The organism is Bosea sp. 685 (assembly GCF_031884435.1).
Taxonomy (GTDB): Bacteria; Pseudomonadota; Alphaproteobacteria; order Rhizobiales; family Beijerinckiaceae; genus Allobosea.
Genome location: NZ_CP134779.1, coordinates 477451 through 496044, shown reverse-complemented (window position 1 = coordinate 496044; position 18594 = coordinate 477451). Strand labels below are relative to the sequence as shown.

Annotated in this window: 20 protein-coding genes; 11 read left to right on the top strand and 9 right to left on the bottom strand. The window is 66.8% G+C overall.

What is annotated here, in order from left to right; translation table 11 throughout:
• Positions 1-108: 108 nt before the first annotated feature.
• Complete coding sequence (locus RMR04_RS03475; RefSeq protein WP_311912987.1) at positions 109-687, bottom strand: tyrosine phosphatase family protein; 579 nt, start codon at positions 685-687, stop codon at positions 109-111.
• 231 nt (positions 688-918) lie between these two features.
• Positions 919-2118, bottom strand: a complete 1200-nt coding sequence (locus RMR04_RS03470; RefSeq protein WP_311912986.1) for an MFS transporter — start codon at positions 2116-2118, stop codon at positions 919-921.
• Positions 2119-2250: 132 nt separating this feature from the next.
• Between RMR04_RS03470 and RMR04_RS03465 the strand changes: the two genes are divergently transcribed.
• From RMR04_RS03465 to RMR04_RS03455, 3 genes are all read left to right on the top strand, one after another.
• Positions 2251-3072 carry an AraC family transcriptional regulator gene (locus RMR04_RS03465; protein WP_311912985.1) on the top strand — a complete coding sequence of 274 codons (822 nt, stop codon included), beginning with the start codon at positions 2251-2253 and terminating at the stop codon, positions 3070-3072.
• A 212-nt stretch (positions 3073-3284) separates the two neighbouring features.
• On the top strand, positions 3285-4577 hold the full coding sequence (locus RMR04_RS03460) for an adenylosuccinate synthase (protein ID WP_311912984.1): 1293 nt from the start codon (positions 3285-3287) through the stop codon (positions 4575-4577).
• 31 nt (positions 4578-4608) lie between these two features.
• Positions 4609-5838 carry a histidine kinase gene (locus tag RMR04_RS03455; protein WP_311912983.1) on the top strand — a complete coding sequence of 410 codons (1230 nt, stop codon included), beginning with the start codon at positions 4609-4611 and terminating at the stop codon, positions 5836-5838.
• 54 nt (positions 5839-5892) lie between these two features.
• Here RMR04_RS03455 and RMR04_RS03450 read toward each other — a convergent pair whose 3' ends face one another.
• Positions 5893-6843 (bottom strand): polyprenyl synthetase family protein, encoded by a 951-nt coding sequence (locus RMR04_RS03450; RefSeq protein WP_311912982.1) that lies wholly within the window; start codon positions 6841-6843, stop codon positions 5893-5895.
• A 156-nt stretch (positions 6844-6999) separates the two neighbouring features.
• On the opposite strand from RMR04_RS03450, the gene mtgA reads away from it, so the two are divergent.
• Both mtgA and rpmF read left to right on the top strand, forming a co-directional pair.
• Positions 7000-7719: a monofunctional biosynthetic peptidoglycan transglycosylase gene (mtgA, locus tag RMR04_RS03445; RefSeq protein WP_311912981.1), complete on the top strand. Its 720-nt coding sequence runs from the start codon at positions 7000-7002 to the stop codon at positions 7717-7719.
• Positions 7720-7893: 174 nt separating this feature from the next.
• Positions 7894-8079 (top strand): 50S ribosomal protein L32, encoded by a 186-nt coding sequence (gene rpmF, locus RMR04_RS03440; protein WP_069688448.1) that lies wholly within the window; start codon positions 7894-7896, stop codon positions 8077-8079.
• Positions 8080-8235: 156 nt separating this feature from the next.
• Here the strand turns inward: rpmF and RMR04_RS03435 are convergent, their stop codons facing one another.
• A complete protein-coding gene (locus RMR04_RS03435) occupies positions 8236-8460 on the bottom strand; it encodes a hypothetical protein (RefSeq protein ID WP_311912980.1) in 225 nt (74 codons plus the stop codon).
• Positions 8461-8638: 178 nt separating this feature from the next.
• Between RMR04_RS03435 and RMR04_RS03430 the strand changes: the two genes are divergently transcribed.
• Positions 8639-10330 (top strand): bifunctional diguanylate cyclase/phosphodiesterase, encoded by a 1692-nt coding sequence (locus RMR04_RS03430; protein WP_311912979.1) that lies wholly within the window; start codon positions 8639-8641, stop codon positions 10328-10330.
• A 110-nt stretch (positions 10331-10440) separates the two neighbouring features.
• Here the strand turns inward: RMR04_RS03430 and phaR are convergent, their stop codons facing one another.
• Positions 10441-11037: a polyhydroxyalkanoate synthesis repressor PhaR gene (gene phaR, locus RMR04_RS03425; RefSeq protein ID WP_311912978.1), complete on the bottom strand. Its 597-nt coding sequence runs from the start codon at positions 11035-11037 to the stop codon at positions 10441-10443.
• Between the two features lie 313 nt (positions 11038-11350).
• Between phaR and RMR04_RS03420 the strand changes: the two genes are divergently transcribed.
• The 3 genes from RMR04_RS03420 to phbB are packed head-to-tail and all read left to right on the top strand — an operon-like array spanning position 11351 to position 13513.
• Positions 11351-12529: an acetyl-CoA C-acetyltransferase gene (locus tag RMR04_RS03420; protein ID WP_311912977.1), complete on the top strand. Its 1179-nt coding sequence runs from the start codon at positions 11351-11353 to the stop codon at positions 12527-12529.
• A 9-nt stretch (positions 12530-12538) separates the two neighbouring features.
• Complete coding sequence (locus RMR04_RS03415) at positions 12539-12754, top strand: DUF1737 domain-containing protein (RefSeq protein ID WP_311912976.1); 216 nt, start codon at positions 12539-12541, stop codon at positions 12752-12754.
• 36 nt (positions 12755-12790) lie between these two features.
• Positions 12791-13513: an acetoacetyl-CoA reductase gene (gene phbB, locus RMR04_RS03410; RefSeq protein ID WP_311912975.1), complete on the top strand. Its 723-nt coding sequence runs from the start codon at positions 12791-12793 to the stop codon at positions 13511-13513.
• Between the two features lie 87 nt (positions 13514-13600).
• Here phbB and RMR04_RS03405 read toward each other — a convergent pair whose 3' ends face one another.
• On the bottom strand, positions 13601-14476 hold the full coding sequence (locus tag RMR04_RS03405) for a LysR family transcriptional regulator (RefSeq protein ID WP_311912974.1): 876 nt from the start codon (positions 14474-14476) through the stop codon (positions 13601-13603).
• A gap of 101 nt (positions 14477-14577) precedes the next feature.
• Here RMR04_RS03405 and RMR04_RS03400 point away from each other — a divergent pair, with 101 nt between their 5' ends.
• Positions 14578-15159 carry a DUF4865 family protein gene (locus RMR04_RS03400; RefSeq protein ID WP_311912973.1) on the top strand — a complete coding sequence of 194 codons (582 nt, stop codon included), beginning with the start codon at positions 14578-14580 and terminating at the stop codon, positions 15157-15159.
• On the top strand, positions 15156-15326 hold the full coding sequence (locus RMR04_RS03395; RefSeq protein WP_311912972.1) for a hypothetical protein: 171 nt from the start codon (positions 15156-15158) through the stop codon (positions 15324-15326). Before RMR04_RS03400 ends, RMR04_RS03395 begins: the two co-directional genes overlap by 4 nt.
• A 17-nt stretch (positions 15327-15343) precedes the next feature.
• On the opposite strand, the gene RMR04_RS03390 is transcribed toward RMR04_RS03395, so the two are convergent.
• The 3 genes from RMR04_RS03390 to RMR04_RS03380 all read right to left on the bottom strand — a co-directional run bounded on the left by RMR04_RS03390 (position 15344) and on the right by RMR04_RS03380 (position 18404).
• On the bottom strand, positions 15344-16297 hold the full coding sequence (locus tag RMR04_RS03390) for an arginase family protein (RefSeq protein ID WP_311912971.1): 954 nt from the start codon (positions 16295-16297) through the stop codon (positions 15344-15346).
• Between the two features lie 119 nt (positions 16298-16416).
• Positions 16417-17238 (bottom strand): AidB family quorum-quenching N-acyl homoserine lactonase, encoded by an 822-nt coding sequence (locus RMR04_RS03385; RefSeq protein ID WP_311912970.1) that lies wholly within the window; start codon positions 17236-17238, stop codon positions 16417-16419.
• A gap of 29 nt (positions 17239-17267) precedes the next feature.
• On the bottom strand, positions 17268-18404 hold the full coding sequence (locus RMR04_RS03380) for a serine hydrolase domain-containing protein (protein WP_311912969.1): 1137 nt from the start codon (positions 18402-18404) through the stop codon (positions 17268-17270).
• Positions 18405-18594 lie beyond the last annotated feature (190 nt).

Here is an 18594-nt window from a genome sequence, read left to right as displayed (position 1 = left end):
AAAGCCGCCCGACAGCCGAGCTTTGGCGACAAGGCCCATCGGTTCTGGGTTCCGCCCTCGCTGCGCGAAGCCCCGGAATGACGGCGTGGTTCTGGTGCCAACCGGCGCTCACAGCGCCATGTCGAGCTCGCTCTGCCGGCCAAGCCGGGGCATCCAGTCCTGGTATTGCGGCTGGACCTTGAGCTGGTGGCCGTAATGGCGGCGCAGCGCTTCGACCAATCGCCCGCCACGGTCGAGCTGCTCGTCGGCGAAGCCGATCATCACCGAATTCGGCCAGGCTTGCGGGCGCACGCTGCGCAGGCGCTCGAACAATTCGTCCTCGCTCGCCTCGCTGTCGTTTTGCGCCATCAGCGACAGCATCGCCGCGGTCGAGCGCGAAATGCCCATATGGCAATGCACCAGGAGATGGCCCTCGACGCGGCCGGCCACGCCCTCCCGCAGGCTTTCGCCGAAGCCCAGGATCGCCTCGACATGCTTCGGCTGCGGATGGGTATAGCCCTGGGAGGGGCCGAGGATGTCGTGGAAGCGCAGGGTGACGCGGTGATGCTCGCCATAGGCGCCGAAGGCGTCGAGCTCCGCCAGGCCCGGGTCGAGCAGGGAAAGGACATGCGTGACGCGGCGCTCGCTCTGCGCCGGCAATTCGTCGATGCCGCAGATCGTCAGGGTCGAGATGGCGAGCGTCTTCATGCGGGAGCACCGGGCGACTGGAGGGACAGGTCGGCATAGAGCCGGATGATCTCAGATGGAATCACGAAGTGATCCCATCTGAGATCTGAATCCGTCGCTCATCTAAAAGCGAGAGCAGGATCTAGGCGAAAAACCGGTGCCCAGTTTTCGCATCCTGCTCTTGCGAGCCGCCCTCTTCGCGGTAGCCGCCGCGGATGACGGCCTGCCACTGCAGCCAGAGCGGTCGGCCCCTTACCCCGCGCGCGGCAGGCGCGGCAGCAGGATGGTGAGCAGCCCCAGCAGCGGCAGGTAGGAACAGATGCGGTAGACGAAGGCGATGCCATGCGTGTCCGCGAAGCTGCCGAGCAGCGCCGCCCCCAACCCGCCGGCCCCAAAAGCGAAGCCGAAGAACACCCCCGCGATCAGCCCGACGCGCCCCGGCACCAGTTCCTGCGCGAACACCACGATGGCCGAGAAGGCCGAGGCGAAGATCAGCCCGATGACCACGCTGAGCACACCCGTCCAGAACAGGTTGGCATAGGGCAGCAGCAAAGCGAAGGGGATGACGCCCAGGATCGAGAACCAGATCACGAAGCGCGCGCCCATCCTGTCGCCGATCGGCCCGCCGAGGAAGGTTCCCGCCGCAGCCGCCGCCAGGAACAGGAACAGCATGAGCTGCGCTTCGCGCACGCTAAGCTGGAACTGGTCGATGACATAGAAGGTGAAATAGCTGGAGATGCTGGCCATGTAGACGTTCTTCGTCGCGGTCAGCAGCACGAGGATGCCAAAGGCGATGGCGACCCGCCCCTGCGGCAGCGGCAAGGCGCGGCTGGCGGCAGGCTTGCCGGCGTTCTGCTTGCGATGAGCCGCATACCAGGCCCCGACGCGCCAGAGCACGACGACGCCCAGCATCGCGACGCCCGAGAGCCAGGCGACGCTGCCCTGGCCGAAGGGCAGGACGATGAAGGCAGCCAGCAGCGGTCCCATCGCCGAGCCCATATTGCCACCGACCTGGAAGAGCGATTGCGCCAGCCCATGCCGGCCGCCGGAACCCAGCCTGGCCACCCGCGACGCCTCCGGATGGAAGATCGCCGAGCCTAACCCGATCAGGCAGGCCGCCGTCACCAGCAGTGTGAAATTTCCGGCATTGCCGAGCAGGATCAGCCCGAGGAAGGTCGAGCCCATGCCGACGGGCAAGGAATAGGGCATCGGCCAGCGATCCGTCGCCATGCCGACAAGCGGCTGCAGCAGCGACGCCGTGACCTGGAAGGCCATGGTCAGAAGCCCGATCTGGACGAAATCGAGCGCGTAATTCGCCTTGAACAGCGGGTAGAGCGAAGCGAGCAGCGACTGCATCAGGTCGTTGAGCAGATGACAGAAGCTCACCGCCAGCAGGATCGACGTCGTCGTCTTCTCGATACGGGGCTGTGCCCCCGGAAATGCCGCAACCATCTCGAAACCTCGTTCGCAGCGCCATTCGGCGCGCCATGCCGGGCTCCTTCTACAGGTCTTGCCGCTGACCTTCATTCGTGTTTTGGTCAAAAACTTTCGCGATTGGGCCAAGGTAGTGACGAAACCAAAGATATGACAAAGCTGCCGATGCCGACGGTCGCTGCGCTCGACGAGAGCCACCGGCACAGTGCCGGCAAGATCTTCCATGCCGACAGCACCGTGATCGTGCATCGCTCGGACGATCCGGCCGGCTACACCGTGCCGCCGCACAGCCACAGGCATATCCAGCTGCTTTGCGTCTTCTCCGGCGTCGTGCTGGTCGCGACCGGGGTCGGCTGCTGGATGATCCCGCCCGGCCACGCCTTGCTGATCCCGCCTCGCCTCGAACATTCCGTCGAGATGATGAGCGATGTCAGCATGCGCTCGGTTTATCTGCTGCCCGGCGACGATGCGCTCGCCAAGCGTTTCCTGCAGGTGCTCGCGGTCACGCAGCTCGTTCGCAGCCTGATCATCGAGGCGATTCGCCTGCATGACGCCGGGGTGGAGGGCCGCAAATCGCAACTGGTGCTCGATTTGCTCGCCGAGGAGGTCACGACCCTGGCGCCCCGGCCGCTCGGCCTGCCCTTCCCCACCGACGCCCGGCTCTCGGTGCTGTGCCGGGCTTTCATGGAAGCGCCCTCGGCCCATCTGCGCCTCGACCAGTGGGCCGACAGGCTGGCGATGAGCCGGCGCACCTTCACGCGTTTCTTCCTGCGCGAAACCGGCCTCAGCTTCGCGGCATGGCGCCAGCAGGCCTGCCTGTTCGCCTGCCTGCCGAAGCTCGCCGCCGGCGCTCCGGTGACGCAGATCGCCATGCTGGCGGGCTATGACAATGTCGCCGCCTTCACCACGATGTTCACGCGCCGCCTGGGAACCCCGCCGCGCGCCTATATGCGCCGTTCGCTGCCGGGCTGAGCGATACCGGAGCCTGTGCCACCGGGCGCCTGACGCCGCCACGAACCCCGCCGCCGGCGACGTAGGATATGCACAGCCTTGACCTCGCCGCAGTGTTGCCTCATGAGGGCCTGCAAGAACCTGCCTTACAAACCCCGGTCTTGCGCCGGGGTTTTTCATGTGCGCGGCGCTTGCGTGGGATCAAACAGGCAAGACAGCAGGACACCTGGACCATGGCAAATGTGGTGGTGGTCGGCGCCCAGTGGGGCGACGAGGGCAAGGGCAAGATCGTCGACTGGCTGTCGAGCCAAGCCGATGTCGTGGTGCGCTTTCAAGGCGGCCATAATGCCGGGCATACCCTCGTCATCGACGGCAATGTCTACAAGCTCTCGCTGCTGCCCTCGGGCATCGTGCGGCCAGGCAAGCTCTCGGTCATCGGCAACGGCGTCGTCGTCGATCCCTGGCATCTGGTCGAAGAGATCGAGCGGCTGCGCAAGCAGGGCGTCGCGATCAGCCCCGAGAACCTGCGCGTCGCCGACAACGCGACCCTGATCCTGCCGCTGCATCGCGAGCTCGACCATTTCCGCGAGACCTCGAATGCCGGTCTCAAGATCGGCACGACCAAGCGCGGCATCGGCCCGGCCTATGAGGACAAGGTCGGCCGCCGCGCCATCCGCGTCATCGACCTGAAGGATCCCGCGATCCTCGAGGCCAAGATCGAGCGCCTGCTCGCGCATCACAATGCGCTGCGGCGGGGCCTGGGCATCGCCGAGGTCGACGGAGCGGAGTTGCTGACGCAGCTCACGACCATAGCGCCGCAGATCCTGCCCTATGCCGACACCGTCTGGGCATTGCTCGATTCGGAGCGTCGCGCCGGCAAGCGCATCCTGTTCGAGGGTGCCCAAGGCGCCCTGCTCGATGTCGACCACGGCACCTACCCCTTCGTGACCTCCTCCAACATCGTCGCCGGTCAGGCCGCGACCGGCTCGGGGCTCGGCCCCTCCGCGGTCGGCTATGTGCTGGGCATCGCCAAGGCCTATACGACCCGCGTCGGTGAAGGCCCCTTCCCGACCGAACTCTTCGACGAGACCGGCGAACTGATCGGCCAGAAGGGCAAGGAATTCGGCGTCGTCACCGGGCGCAAGCGCCGCTGCGGCTGGTTCGACGCCTGCCTGGTCCGCCAGACGGTGAAGACCTCGGGCATCGACGGCATCGCCTTGACCAAGCTCGACATCCTCGACGGCTTCACGGAGATCAAGGTCTGCACCGGCTACAAGCTCAATGGCGAGCTGCTCGAGCACCTGCCCGCCGGACAGAGCGACCAGGCCCGCGTCGAGCCCGTCTACGAGACGATCGAAGGTTGGGAAGGCTCGACCGCGAATGCCCGTTCATGGGCCGATCTGCCGGCCCAGGCGATCAAATATGTCCGCCGTATCGAGGAACTGATCGGCGCGCCCGTGGCGGTGCTCTCGACCAGCCCGGAACGCGACGACACCATCCTCGTCCACAACCCCTTCGAGGGTTGACGGGACCAGCCAACATCGACAAGTGAGGCCAATGGCCGATTTCTATCCCATCCTGGCACGTGCAATCGCTGGGTTGCCCGACAAGTCGTCTGCGGCGCGGCGGGCCGTCTATGACCGCGCCAGGACCGCGCTCGTCGCGCAGTTGCGCAGCCTTGACCCACCGCTCGGCGAGGCCGAGATCATGCGCGAGCGGCTCTCGCTCGACGAGGCCGTGGCGAAGATCGAGGCCGATTACGGCGAGGGCCCGGCGCAGCCGCCGGCCCAGGCCGGACCGGTCTTCCGCCCTGCCGTCACGCCCGAGCCGGCCCGCAGGGAGGTCACGACACCTCCGGCCGCCATCACGCGGGCGGAGCCGGAGCCCGAGCAAAACCAGGATGACGGGCGCTTCGAGGATCCGCTGCCGGAAGTCGCCGAGCAGCAGGCGATCCGCCCCCGCGTCGCACCCCGGCGCGAACGCCGCGTCAATCCCGGCCATGTCCGCACCGCCATCGTCGGCGGCGGCGTCGCCATCGCGGTCGCGGCGATCGCCGCCGCCGCCTATTATGTCAACAAGATCAGGCCGCCCGAGAACACCGCGCGCAGCCATGTCGAGACGCCGGCCCAGCCGCCGCAGCCCGACGCTGCCGGCAAGTTGAACGACCGCGTCGGCGATGCCGGAGCGCCATCGCAGACCCGGCCGAACAGCAACGCCGGCACACCCGCGCAGGGCAGCGAGGTCGCCGTCGCACAGCGCGCCATCCTCTACACCGAGGTCGCCGAGAGCCCGCAGCAGCCGCGCGCCCTGAACGGCCGTGTCTTCTGGCGGCTGGACAGCGAGAGCGCTGGACCCGGCCGGCCGGTCGAGACGATCGTGCGCGCCACGATCGAGGTGCCGGAGGCCGGCATCGGACTCGACTTCACCATCCGCCGCAATACCGATACGGCCTTTCCGGCCTCGCACATCATCGGCCTGCGCTTCACCAGTACGGGCACGACGGCGCCGGAGGCCATTCGCGAGGTCGGCGTACCGCAGTTCAAGACTGACGAGAACGAGCGCGGCGCGCCCTTGTCGGCGATCAACTCGGCGCTTGGCGAGAACCTCTTCGTCGCGGCCCTGTCGAACGTGCCCGTGGAGGTCGAGCGCAATCTCGATCTGATCTTGAACCGCAACTGGATCGACGTGCCGATCCGCTTCGCCTCGGGCAAGCGCGGTATCCTGACCTTCGAAAAGGGTTTCCCGGGCAGCCAGACCCTGGCCGACGCCTTCGGCCGCTGGCGCTAGAACCCTTCGCGTTCTGACGGCAGCTCGCCGTCATTCCGGGCCGCGCCTGCGACCCTAGCTTTTCCGCTCAGCCGCGAAGCGCGCCGCCGCGCGCAAGGTGTTCGCCTCCGGCCCGAAGCCGGCCAGCGCCGCAATCGCGTCGGCGCTCAAGCGGTCGCGCTCGCGCTTCGCCGCGTCCAGCCCCAACACGGAAACCAGCGTCGCCTTGCCCTTGTCCTGGTCCTTCGCCGTCGCCTTGCCGAGCGCCTCGGGCGTGGCCTCGATGTCGAGGATGTCGTCAGCCACCTGGAAGGCGGCGCCCAGCGCCCGGCCGTAGCCGATCAGCGCGGCGCGTGCCTCGGGCGCAGCGCCTGCGATCAGCGCACCGATCTCGACGCTCGCCGCCAGCAGAGCGCCGGTCTTCATTGCCTGCAGCCGGCGGATCTCGGCCTCGGTGAGGCTGCGCGGCTGGCCGCCGTCGAAGCGCCCCTCCGCCGCAAGGTCGAGCATCTGCCCGCCCGCCATGCCGCCCAGCCCCGAGGCGCGCGCCAAGGCCAGCACGAGCGCCGCGCGGACCTCGCCCGAAGGATGCGTCGCCTCATCCGCCATCACATCGAAGGCCAGCGTCAGCAGGCTGTCGCCGGCCAGGATCGCAGTCGCCTCGTCATAGGCCTTGTGCACGGTCGGCCGGCCGCGGCGTGTATCGTCATCGTCCATCGCAGGCAGGTCGTCATGGACCAGCGAGTAGCAGTGCACGAGCTCGACCGCCGCGCCCGCCCGCAGCGCCTGGCCAGCATCGCCACGTAAGAGCCGCGCGGTCTCGACCGTCAGGAAGGGCCGCAGCCGCTTGCCGCCGCCGAGCGCGCCATGGCGCATGGCCGAGAGCAAGGGCTCCGGCCGGGCGATCTCGCTCTCGCGTGGCGCAGCCGACAGCAGCGCGTCCAACAGGGACTCGATCGCCTGCGCCGTCCGTGCGAGGCTGGAGGCAAGGTCGCCGGTCTCGGCGATGGGCAGGGCGGAACTCATGCGCGGATCTCGCATTCGCCGTGAGCGCGGGATGCGGGACGGCGGCAACCGGTGTCTCGCATGAAGCCTGCCCTCACCAAGTGATGAGAGCCTCGATTGCCGGAGCCGGCCGGCACCGTCAAGCCAGGGGACAGCAAGCCAAGGGGGCGTAAGGGCATGGCGGCAGGAGAGCGGACGGCGCGGCGCGGGTTTTTCGCGCGCCTGATTCGCTGGATCGGCCGGCTCGTCCTGGGCCTGCTGATCCTGCTGGTGCTCGGCCTCCTGCTCTATCGCTTCATCCCGGCGCCATCGACGCTGATGATCGCGCGCTGGCTGACCCTGCAGCCGGTCGAACGGCAATGGGTGCCGCTCGACCAGATCTCGTCGGCCCTGATCCGTTCCGTGATCGCCGCCGAGGACCAGCGCTTCTGCGCCCATTCCGGCGTCGACTGGATCGAGCTCAACACGGTGCTCGACGATGAGGACGGGCCCAGCCGAGGCGCCTCGACCCTGACCATGCAGACCGCCAAGAACATCTTCCTCTGGCCCGGCCGCTCCTACATCCGCAAGGCGCTGGAAATCCCGCTGGCGCTGGCGATCGACCTCGCCTGGCCGAAGCAGCGCGTCATCGAGGTCTATCTCAACGTCGCCGAATGGGGCGACGGGTTGTTCGGCGCGGAAGCCGCGGCCCAGCGCTATTTCAAGAAATCAGCGGCGGGGCTGACCGGGTCTGAAGCCTCCAGGCTCGCCGCCGCCCTGCCGAACCCGAGCGCCCGCGACCCCGGCCGGCCGAGCCGCAGCCTGCAGGCAGGGGCGGCGCGCGTGCAGCGACGCGTCGGGCAATTGGGCGCGCTCGCCAGCTGCGCGGTGCCCGAGGGCGAGGAGGACATGGACTGATCGGGAGGCTGTGGAGTCAAATTCACAGGCTGGCTTGCGACTTTTTCGCATCCCGCTCTAGCCAGCGCGCGCCGCAGCGTGTATGGGCAACGCCTCACGAGATTGATCCGTCGTCGTGACGGCAGCGCGGCCTTGAGCCAAGCGCTTCCGGACGGCGGCACGATGGAGATTACTATGGCCGTTCCGAAGAGAAAGACGTCGCCGTCGAAGCGTGGCATGCGCCGCTCGGCCGACGCGCTGAAGCAGCCCACCTATATCGAAGACAAGAACTCCGGCGAACTGCGCCGCCCGCACCATGTCGATCTGAAGAGCGGCATGTATCGCGGCCGCCAGGTCCTGAAGGTCAAGGCCGAGGCCTGATCGCCTCAAGGCCCAGCGCCGGGCCTCGTGCTCGACGCTAACGAAACAAGCCGGCCGCGAGGCCGGCTTTTTCTTTGGAATACGAACTCATCCGGCTTTCATCAAGGAGTTAGAGCAGGATGAGAAAAACCGGTTCCCGCTTTTTCGCATCCTGCTCTAGAGGCGCACCGGCCTGCGGTCCCTGAAAATCGTGGTCGCCTTGGCGGTCTGGGCCGCCTCATAGACGCGCGCCGCCTCGCGCGGCGTCTCCCGCCCGGACCGGGCGAAGGGACCGATCTCGGCCCGGCAGGCCGCGAGCTGCAGCAGCACCATGGCGAGATCGGATGCGGAATCGGCTGCGAACGGGGCCCGACTGTGGCTATGATCGTCGAAATCCGTCATGTCCCGCTCCGAAACATTGGGCCAGCATCGGAGCTGAATTTGCAAAGCCGCAGCCAAACTTAACGGCGCGTTAAGGCTGAAAGCCGCATCGTTTCGAGACATTTCCTGATCCGCCCGGGCCAAGACGAGACGGCATCGATCCGCATCGTTCGAGCAGCCCCATTGAGGCCCCCGTCCGATGCCCTCGCCGTCGATCCTCAGCCCCCGCGACGACTGCCGCATCGATCCGCGCAGCCTGCTCTCGTCGATCGGCGAGGTCGTCTACACCTGGGACATCGTCCATGACGCCCTGAGCTGGGGGCCCAATGCGCATGAAGTCCTCGCCGGCGTCTCCGACGCCGTCATGAGTCGCGGCCTCTCCTTCGCCGGCCTGGTCGAGCCCGGTAGCGGGCGCAGCCGCTACGATGCGATCTTCTCCGCCAGTGGCCAGGACCAGGGCGAGGGCGTGGTCTACCGCACCCGCTACGCCGCCGACCTCGCCGGCCGCAAGATGTGGATCGAGGACGCCGGCCGCTGGTTCGCCGGCGTCGATGGCCGCCCCGCCAGCGCGCGCGGCGTGCTGCGCCTGGAGCGCGCGGTGAAGCCCGACGAGCTCAACGCCAGCAATGGCGAACTCTGCGACCGCACCTCATTGGTCGAGCGCGTCGAACAGGCCCTGGCCGAGCATCTGCCGGCCGAGCGCGTCGTCGTCGTGCTCATCGCGGCGATCGACGAACTGACCCGCCTCAACGACGATTTCGGCCATGAGGCAACCGACGAGATCATCGGCGTGGTGCAGGAACGCCTGCGCTCGGTCATGCGCCGGCGCGACCATCTCGTGCGCTATTCCGGCAACCGCTTCGCCATCCTGCTCACCGGCTGCCCGCAGAATCAGGTCGAGGCGGCGGCGCGTCGCTTCATCAAGGCAGTGGCCCAATCAGCCATCGAGACCGCGCGCGGCATCGCCCTGGTGCGCCTGCGCGTCGGTGCAGCGATTGCTCCCAACCTCTCGACCCATGCCGGAACCCTGGTCGCGGGCGCCGAGAACGCGCTCGCCAATGCCAAGGCCGGCGCGATCGACGCCGCCGTCATCGCAAAACGCAGCGACATGCACGAGCCCGCCGTGGCGCGGCAGGGTTTTGACCTGCAGGCCGTGGCCGCCCTGAACGAACGGCGCGTGCAACTCGCGCTGCAGCCGATCGTCCGCGCCCGCCAGCGCGACATCGCCTTCCATGAAGCTCTGCTGCGGGTCGGCCAGGGCGATAATGGCCTCTTCTTCGCTCCTGCGGAGCTGATTCCTCTACTGGAGCGGCGCGGCCTGATCCGCCTGTTCGACCATCGCGTCCTCGAGCTCGCGGTCGATATGCTCGTGGGCGATCCTGGCCTGTCGCTCTCGGTCAATGTCTCGCCGCGCTCGCTCGCCGATCCGGAATGGCTCGACGCCTTCCTCGCCTGCACCAATGCCGCGCGCGGCGTGGCCAAGCGCCTGATCGTCGAGGTCACGGAGACGGCGACGATCGAGGATCCCGTGCGGATCACCAAGCTGTTGGGCCAGATCAAGGATCAGGGCGCCCGCATTGCGATCGACGATTTCGGCGCGGGCCACACCTCGCTGCGGCACCTGCGCGCCTTCCCGATCGACATCCTCAAGCTCGACGGCGCCTTCACCCAAAATCTGCGCCGCTCGACCGACGACCGCTTCTATGTGCGCACGCTGATCGACCTCGCCCGCCATCTCGGCGTCGAGACCGTCGCCGAATGGGTCGATGACGAATTGCAGGCGACGATGCTGACCGATTGGGGGGTGACCTATTTGCAGGGTCACCTGATCGGCAAGGCTGCGATCTGGCCGCAGGCCCAGGCCGGGTCGCCCGAGCGCGTGACCGGCTGAGCCCGAAATCTACAGCATCAGGCCGAATACCGTATCGGGTCTGATGCTGCAGAGCCTCGATTTGGCATCGGCTCGTCCCGAAAACCGGTTGCCACTTTTCGGGCCGATGCTCACTTCGTCTTGGTGAGCTTGTCCAGGCGCTCACGCATTTCGCCGAGCTCGCGCTTGAGATCGCCGAGATCGTCGCCCTTGGCTGGAGCGGCAGTGCCCTCTTCCTTCGCCTTGGCGGCGGCTGCCGCGGCAGCGAAGGGGTTGAACATGCGGAACGCGTCGGTGAAGAGCGCCATATTGGCTCGCGTCTGCTGCTGGATCGCGTCGAGCGCCCCGCCGCCGAAGGCCCCGCCCGTGAAGGCCTTGGTCATCTGCTCGCGGAACTGGCCCTGGTCCTTGGTCAGATGATCCATCGAGAATTCGAGATAGCGCGGCACCAGCGCCTGCATGCTGTCGCCATAGAAGCGGATGAGCTGGCGCAGGAAGGCGATCGGCAGCAGGTTCTGCCCGTCCTTAGCCTCCTCGTCGAATATGATCTGGGCCAGGACGGAGCGGGTAATGTCCTCGCCGGATTTCGCGTCATAGACGACGAAATCCTCGCCGCCGCGCACCAGGCCGGCCAGATCCTCCAACGTGACGTAAGAGCTCGTGCCTGTATGATAGAGCCGCCGATTGGCGTATTTCTTGATGACGGTCGGTTCTTTTTCGCTAGCCATCAGTACCCTACATGACGTTGGTTCGGCGCCTGCCGCGAAACCCGCGACGGACCAAACGGAACGATCTCCCCTCCTGACGATAGCCGCTCAGTGGTTTGCCGCAAGTTTTTTGAGCGTGCAGCGCAAAAACAAGACTAAAGCATGACCCGGTTTGCCCGTCTTTGCGGCAGGCGGAGCGTGACGACCCGGCAGAATCCCGACAAGCGCTCCCTTCGCCTGACTTGACGCAAGCGCGGCTGGCTTCGAAGGTGCCTGACGAACCAGGCGGCCGGCGTGAGAGCGGACCGTCTCGACAACAGCGAGGATCTCTCCCATGGCTGATACGGACATCGTCATCGTCGGCGCAGCACGCACCGCCGTCGGCGCCTTCAACGGCGCCTTCGCCAATACTCCCGCCCATGAGCTCGGCGCCGCCGCGATCAAGGAAGCGCTCGCCCGCGCCAAGGTCGAAGGGGCCGAGGTCGACGAGGTCATCATGGGCCAGATCCTGACCGCCGGTCAGGGCCAGAACCCGGCCCGCCAGGCCGCGATGGCGGCGGGCATCCCGCAGGAGGCGACCGCCTGGGGCCTCAACCAGCTTTGCGGCTCCGGCCTGCGCGCAGTAGCGATCGGCCTGCAGCAGATCGTCAATGGCGATGCCGACATCATCGTCGCCGGCGGCCAGGAATCGATGTCGATGTCCCAGCACGGCGCGCATCTGCGCAACGGCACCAAGATGGGCGACATGAAGTTCATCGACACGATGATCAAGGACGGGCTCTGGGACGCCTTCCACGGCTACCATATGGGCACCACCGCCGAGAACGTCGCGACCAAATGGCAGATCAGCCGCGAGGAACAGGACAAGTTCGCCGTCGGTTCGCAGAACAAGGCCGAGGCCGCCCAGAAGGCCGGCCGCTTCAAGGACGAGATCGTTCCCTTCACCATTGCCGGCCGCAAGGGCGACATCATCGTCTCCGACGACGAATATCCTCGCCATGGCGCGACGATCGAAGCCATGGCCAAGCTGCGCCCCGCCTTCTCGAAGGAGGGCACCGTCACCGCCGGCAACGCCTCGGGCCTCAATGACGGCGCCGCCGCGCTCGTGCTGATGAGCGCCAAGGAAGCCGCCAGGCGCGGCCTGACCCCGCTCGCCCGCATCGCCTCCTGGGCGACCGCAGGCGTCGACCCGGCGATCATGGGTTCGGGTCCGATCCCGGCGACGCGCAAGGCTCTGGAGCGAGCCGGCTGGAGCATCGGTGATCTCGATCTCGTCGAGGCCAACGAGGCCTTCGCGGCGCAGGCGCTGGCGGTCAACAAGGACCTCGGCTGGAATACCGACATCGTCAACGTCAATGGCGGCGCGATCGCGATCGGCCATCCGATCGGCGCGTCCGGCGCGCGCGTGCTGGTGACGCTGCTGCACGAAATGGCCAAGCGCGACGCCAAGAAGGGCTTGGCGACGCTGTGCATCGGCGGCGGCATGGGCGTGGCGCTCGCGGTCGAGCGTTGAGCCCTGCGCATGGCGAGGCAGACGACGCTCTACCGCTATCTCACCGGGCCTGATGACGCCGCGTTCTGTCATCGGGTCTCGGAGGCTCTGAGCCAGGGCTGGGTGCTCTACGGGCACCCGACCCTGACCTTTGACGCAACGCAAGGACGCGTGGTCTGCGGGCAGGCGATCATCAAGGATGTCGACGGGCCCTATTCGCCCGACATGAAGCTTGCAGAACAATAGCGCGGCGCTCACGCCGCCATGAGGGAGGAGACAGGAATGACGAAGGTCGCTTTGGTCACAGGGGGCACGCGCGGCATCGGCGCGGCGATCAGCAAGGCCTTGAAGGAGGCCGGCCACAAGGTCGCGGCGAGCTATGCCGGCAATGACGAGGCGGCGGCCGCCTTCAAGGCCGAGACCGGCATCCCGGTCTATAAATGGGATGTTGGCGACTATGACGCCTGCGCCGCGGGCATCGCCACCGTCGAGGCCGAACTCGGCCCCATCGACATCCTGGTCAACAACGCCGGCATCACCCGCGACGGCTTCTTCCACAAGATGACCAAGGATCAGTGGTCGGCCGTCATCCGCACCAATCTCGATTCGCTGTTCAACATGACGCGTCCCGTGATCGAGGGCATGCGCGCCCGCAATTTCGGCCGCATCATCGTGATCTCCTCGATCAACGGCCAGAAGGGCCAGATGGGCCAGGTCAACTACTCCGCCGCCAAGGCCGGCGATATCGGCTTCGTCAAGGCGCTCGCCCAGGAGAACGCCAATAAGGGCATCACCGTCAACGCGATCACGCCAGGCTATATCGGTACCGACATGGTCGCGGCGATGCCCGAGGAAGCCCTGAAGCGTGTCGTCGCCGGCATCCCGGTCGGCCGCCTCGGCAAGCCGGAGGAAATCGCCCAGATGGTCGTCTTCCTCGCCTCCGATAACGGCGCCTTCGCGACGGGCGCGACCTTCGCGGTCAATGGCGGGCAGTACATGGCCTGAGCCTCTGTCGGATCCATCCGTCATTCCGGGGCAGGCCGCAGGCCTGAGTCCGGAATGACCGGGAGATTCCGAGTTCAGGCGGCGGCTCTACGGTTTCCGTGACGCCATCGGCGCACCCGCCGAGGCGCGAATGACGGCGACGAAATTTCGCAGCGAGGCGCGCGCCTGTGCGCCTGCGACATTGGCATAAAGCACCACATCCCGCGCCGGGAGCGGCGGCAGATCAAGCGGCCTGCCGACATCCACCGTACCAGGGGGAGCGACACGCCGGCCGAGCGCCGCGACGGCAAGGCCGGCCGAGACCGCGGCCCCGATCGTCGCGATGCCGCCACCGACGAAAACCTCCGTCCATGGCACGCCGGCCTCTGCCAGCGCGGACACCGCCATGCTGCGGACGCTGCAGGGCTCGGCCTGGGTAGCAAGCCGCAGCGGCTCGCCCGCGTGATGGGCGAAATCGGGCGCCGCCATCCATCCAAACGCCTCCTCGAAGATGACGTCGCCATCACGACGCTTGTTGTCATGGCGCAGCACGATCGCCGCATCCAGCGCACCGCGATCGAAATCATCGAGGGTCTGCCGCGACGAGGCGAGGCGCATTTCGATCACGAGGCCGGGCTCCGCGTCCTTCATGCGGCGCAGCAAAGCAGGCAATTCCGAGCCGACGATATGGTGGCTGATGCCGACGACCAACCGCCGCTGCTGGACCGCGAAGGAGCCCAGCGCGCCCTGATGGGCCGCGATCAGCTTGCGGGCCGCATCGAGAAAGCTATTGCCCTCCGCCGACAGCCGCACGAGGCGCGGCGTCCGGTCGAACAGGCGCCGCCCGAGCCTGTCCTCCAGCCGTTTGATCTTCAGGCTCACGGCCGATTGCGTCGTCTCCAGCGTCTCGGCGGCGCGGGTGAAGCTCTTCAGATCGGCGATCAGGATGAAGGCCTGCACAGCTTCGAGATCGAGCGCTTTCATGTGAGTTTCATTTCAAAATGAAATCATTGAAATATGATCTCATATGATTTTCTTGTGATCAAGGTCTCGCTACCTTCTGGAGATAAAGAAGGAGCCCTGTGATGATCATCGCGCATTATGCTCACCGTCTGCCGGCCAACCATGACATCGGGCTGATCCGCGCCAGAGCCAGAGAGCGCGGTCCGCTCTGGGACGCCGTGCCGGAGCTCTTTTTCAAGGGCTTCCTGCTGCGCGAAGCCGGTCGCCACGGCGCGATCGCGAACAACTATTCCTCGCTCTATCTCTGGCGTCACGACGAGGCTTTCCGCGAATTCCTTGTCAGCGGGCGCTACAAGGTCGTGACCGAGAGTTTTGGGCGCGCCGAAATCCAGACGCGTTTCGCCCTCGACGCCCGCAAGGGAACCGGGCGCGAGGCCCGCTTCGCTTACCGGGAGGATCTCGCCATCCCGCTCGATGCCGACCTCACCGCGATTTTCGCTGGAGAGATCGAATTGAACCGAGCTCTCGCCAGCCGGCCCGGCACGGTCGCGGCCACGATCGGCGTCGACACCGCGAGCTGGACGCTCACCCGGGTGCTGCTGTCCGAGCAGGAGCCAAGCGGAAACGAGGACGGCACGAGCTACGAGATCCTGCATCTCGCGCGGCCGCTGCTCGACACCCTGCCGCAAGCAGGTGCGCTATGAACGCCCGCTCTCACATCGGCACGCCCGGCCGAGAGGGCAGGCTGCAGCAGAATGATCTGCCTGCCGCGCGAGCCCTGGGCGCCTATCTCGGCGGGATGGCGCTCACGGCGACGCTGGCGCTCATCCTTGCCGGGGCCGCGGCGGAAATCCTGAAGCACGCGCTGTGAGGGCGCAGCACAGTCGCCTATGACCGCTGCGATCGTGCCCGTTCGCTCATCGCCAGAAAGCCCGCCCCCAGCATGGCGAGGCGGCAGACGGTCCTGGCTCCGAGGTCGCCGAGATCATGCTGAGGGGTGAATTCGACGAGGTTGAAGCCGACGATCGGCGCACGGACGGCGACACCGTGCAGGAGCTCCACGATGTCGCCATAACCCAGGCCGCCCGGAGCCCGGCCGACAACGCCGGGGACCACCGTGGGGTCCAGCCCATCGACATCGCAACACACGACGACCGGCTGGCCTTCCGGCACCTGTTCGACGGCATAAGCGAGCCCTTTGGCGCGCAGCGTGCGCATATCGACCAGTCGCGCTCCCGCGGCGACGGCGTCTGCCACATCCGATTCCCGGGCGCTGCCGATACCCCGGGCGCCGATCTGAACGATTGCCCCGACACCCGCCATTTCGGAAGCTCGCCGCATCGTGCTCGAGGGCCCGAAGCGCTCGCCCTCGACCTCGTCGCGCCAGTCGATATGCGCATCGATCTGCAACAGTGTGATCTTGCCATGCGCAGCAAAGGCGCGCAGCGCAGGGATCTGGACGCTGTCGTCGCCGCCCAGCAGAAGGGGCCGCGCGCCACGGCCCAGCAGCGTCGCAAAAGCCGCCTCGATCCTCACGCGATTGCCAGTGAAATCGGTTTCGTCGAAGGCGAGGTCGCCGCAATCGACCAGAACCGTGTCAAGCGTCACCAACGGCGCGCCCAGATCGAAATCGTAATGCGTCCGGCGGGCGGCATGTCGCGCACTTGCCGTCCGGATCGCCGCCGGGGCGCCCGCGCTATGGGCGCCATTCCCGGCATAGGGCGTCGCACCGGGAAGGCCGATCACGGCGATCGCGCCTCGCGGCACGGCATCGATGGCGACGGCTTCGCAGTCGAGGAAAGTCGGCCTCTCGGCGCGCGGAACAGGCGTATCGCTTGGCAATGAAGCGGGACCATCATCGGGGTTGAGGCTTTTGACTATGCAGCGCTGGCTCCCGTCGCGGCAAGCGTGGTCGCCCGCGAGACGCCGGCGCTCGGTTCAAGCCAGGGGCGCCCTCGGGCTCAGGCCGGCGCGAGCCGATAGCTGTCCCCAACCGCCTCCACCCGCTGGAAACCGGTTATATGCCCTCCCGAGACGATCCAACCATCTCGGGCCGCCTCCTTCAGGATGATGTGACGGCTGCGCGCAGCCGCCGCCGGATCCAGATCATAGACGAGCCCGACATCGGGATCTCCCGGCTGGAGATCCTCGATATGCACGAGATCGCCCCAGAGCAGCAGGCTGTGTTGCGGATCCTGCACGATGAAGCCGGTATGGCCTGGCGTGTGCCCAGGCAGGGCGCGAGCGGCGATGCCCGGCAGGATCTCACCTTCGCCGAAGCTGCGGATGCGGCCGCCATAGAGGCTTTGCAGCTTCGCCGCGATCACGAAGCCGCTTCGCCGCGACGCCGGTAGCGATTCGCGCGCCTGCTCGTCGGTGAAGAAGGCGAGCTCGACCTGCGGAACCCAGATCTCGGCCTGTGGGAAATAGGGCGCCTCACCGTCGAAGAGACCGAGCGCGTGATCGCCATGGAGATGGCTGATCAGAATGCGCTGAACCTGGTCCGGCGTCACACCCACGGCTGCGAGCGCCGCGCGGGCATGGCCGAAGGCATCGCCCCAGGAGGGGCCTGTTCCGGCATCGACGAGGGTGATCCTCGTATCGTCCCGCAGCAGGAAGCAGTTCACATCGACGCTGATGGCGGATTTGCTCCAGCCTGCGAGAGCCTGCTTTCGCGCTTCGTCGCCGCCCGCATGGATCAGGACATCCGCAGGGGCCTGGAAAACGCCATCGCGCAGGATGGTGATATCGTAGCGCCCGAAGCGCCGTGAAGACTGGTCCATGCCAGACATCCCTCTATCTGTTGGTCCACTCAGCGGATCGCCGCGATGAGGCGGTCGATAAAGCCGTCGAGCGCCGTCTTGTCGATCCAGCGCAGCACCGCGACGAGATCCTGCGCCGGGTCGAGCCAGATCGCATTGACCCCGGCGCCGAGTGCGAAGACCGCCGTCGACGGCACGCCCGACTTTGCCGCCGCACCCCGGTTCAGCCACCAGAGATAACCGTAATTGCCGAGCGTCGGCGAGGGTGTGAGCATCGCGGCGATCCAGGCCGGCGACAGCAATTCGCGGCCGCCCCACATGCCGGCGCGCGCCACCAGCAGGCCGACCCGGGCATGGTCGCGCGCACCGATGAAGAGCCCGCCGCCCCAATGGCCGCCACCCGGCACGGACTGAACCCGGCGCCCGTCGATCTCGACGAAGGCGTTGTCATAGCCCTGCCAGCGCCAGTCCGGCGAGGCCCCGATCGGGTCCATGATGCGCTCGCGCAGCACCTCCGGCAGCGGCCGGCGGAAGCGCTGCAGCAGGCAATAGGCCAGCAGATTGACCCTGACATCGTTGTATTCGTAATGGCTGCCGGGCGGCTGGAGCGCGCGCTTCTCGCCCTTGCGGCTGTTGTCGGCGCCGGGCCCGATCTGGCGGTTATGGTCGACCTGGTCGGATTTGCCGAAGATTTCGCCCTGCCACTCGCTCGATTGCTGCAACAGATGGCGCCAGGTGATCGCGCGGTTATGCGCGCTCTCGAACCAGGGGCCTGCGACGGTCTTTGCCACCGGCGCGTCGACATCGCCGATCAGCCCGTCAGCGACCGCAAGCCCCGCCAGGATGGCGATATAGCTCTTGGCGATGGAGAAAGTCATGTCGGTGCGGGTCGTGTCGCCCCATTCGGCAGCGATGCGGCCGCCCTTGACGATGAGCCCGGCCGGCCCGCCGCGCTCGCGCACGGGGCCGACGATCTCGCTCCAGGGCCCGCTCTCGTTCCATTCGACAAGGCCGACATAGCGCCCATCGGGATAGTACAGGCTGCGCGGCCAGGAGCTTTCATGCGCCTTGGCGAAATCGATGGCGGCAGCAAGCCCGGAGGCATCGAAGCCGGCCTGTGCCGGCGAAAGGCTGTCCCAGGCGTCGCCATCCGACGGTGGCGCATAGCTTTCTGTCGATATCGTCACCTGGCGGATGCTCCGGAATCTAAAGCGTTTTCGAGCGAAGTGGATACCGGTTCGCGTGAAGAAAACGCGTCAAAATAAAAAGTTAGAGAAATTGAACGATCCAGTTGGATCGGCAATTGCTCTAAGGCGTCGCGGACTACGATGTTTATGGAGCGCAGGCACCAGCCACAAGCGCCGCCAGCGCTTGACC

Excerpts from the sequence above, each read along its gene's own strand:
- RMR04_RS03435 (WP_311912980.1), bottom strand. The coding sequence starts at position 8,460 with ATGACGGATTTCGACGATCATAGCCACAGTCGGGCCCCGTTCGCAGCC.
- RMR04_RS03415 (WP_311912976.1), top strand. The coding sequence starts at position 12,539 with ATGGCGAGGCAGACGACGCTCTACCGCTATCTCACCGGGCCTGATGAC.
- RMR04_RS03455 (WP_311912983.1), top strand. The coding sequence starts at position 4,609 with ATGGCCGATTTCTATCCCATCCTGGCACGTGCAATCGCTGGGTTGCCC.
- RMR04_RS03460 (WP_311912984.1), top strand. The coding sequence starts at position 3,285 with ATGGCAAATGTGGTGGTGGTCGGCGCCCAGTGGGGCGACGAGGGCAAG.
- RMR04_RS03385 (WP_311912970.1), bottom strand. The coding sequence starts at position 17,238 with ATGGACCAGTCTTCACGGCGCTTCGGGCGCTACGATATCACCATCCTG.
- phaR (WP_311912978.1), bottom strand. The coding sequence starts at position 11,037 with ATGGCTAGCGAAAAAGAACCGACCGTCATCAAGAAATACGCCAATCGG.
- RMR04_RS03430 (WP_311912979.1), top strand. The coding sequence starts at position 8,639 with ATGCCCTCGCCGTCGATCCTCAGCCCCCGCGACGACTGCCGCATCGAT.
- mtgA (WP_311912981.1), top strand. The coding sequence starts at position 7,000 with ATGGCGGCAGGAGAGCGGACGGCGCGGCGCGGGTTTTTCGCGCGCCTG.
- rpmF (WP_069688448.1), top strand. The coding sequence starts at position 7,894 with ATGGCCGTTCCGAAGAGAAAGACGTCGCCGTCGAAGCGTGGCATGCGC.
- RMR04_RS03395 (WP_311912972.1), top strand. The coding sequence starts at position 15,156 with ATGAACGCCCGCTCTCACATCGGCACGCCCGGCCGAGAGGGCAGGCTG.
- RMR04_RS03405 (WP_311912974.1), bottom strand. The coding sequence starts at position 14,476 with ATGAAAGCGCTCGATCTCGAAGCTGTGCAGGCCTTCATCCTGATCGCC.
- RMR04_RS03400 (WP_311912973.1), top strand. The coding sequence starts at position 14,578 with ATGATCATCGCGCATTATGCTCACCGTCTGCCGGCCAACCATGACATC.
- RMR04_RS03465 (WP_311912985.1), top strand. The coding sequence starts at position 2,251 with ATGACAAAGCTGCCGATGCCGACGGTCGCTGCGCTCGACGAGAGCCAC.
- RMR04_RS03475 (WP_311912987.1), bottom strand. The coding sequence starts at position 687 with ATGAAGACGCTCGCCATCTCGACCCTGACGATCTGCGGCATCGACGAA.
- phbB (WP_311912975.1), top strand. The coding sequence starts at position 12,791 with ATGACGAAGGTCGCTTTGGTCACAGGGGGCACGCGCGGCATCGGCGCG.
- RMR04_RS03450 (WP_311912982.1), bottom strand. The coding sequence starts at position 6,843 with ATGAGTTCCGCCCTGCCCATCGCCGAGACCGGCGACCTTGCCTCCAGC.
- RMR04_RS03470 (WP_311912986.1), bottom strand. The coding sequence starts at position 2,118 with ATGGTTGCGGCATTTCCGGGGGCACAGCCCCGTATCGAGAAGACGACG.
- RMR04_RS03420 (WP_311912977.1), top strand. The coding sequence starts at position 11,351 with ATGGCTGATACGGACATCGTCATCGTCGGCGCAGCACGCACCGCCGTC.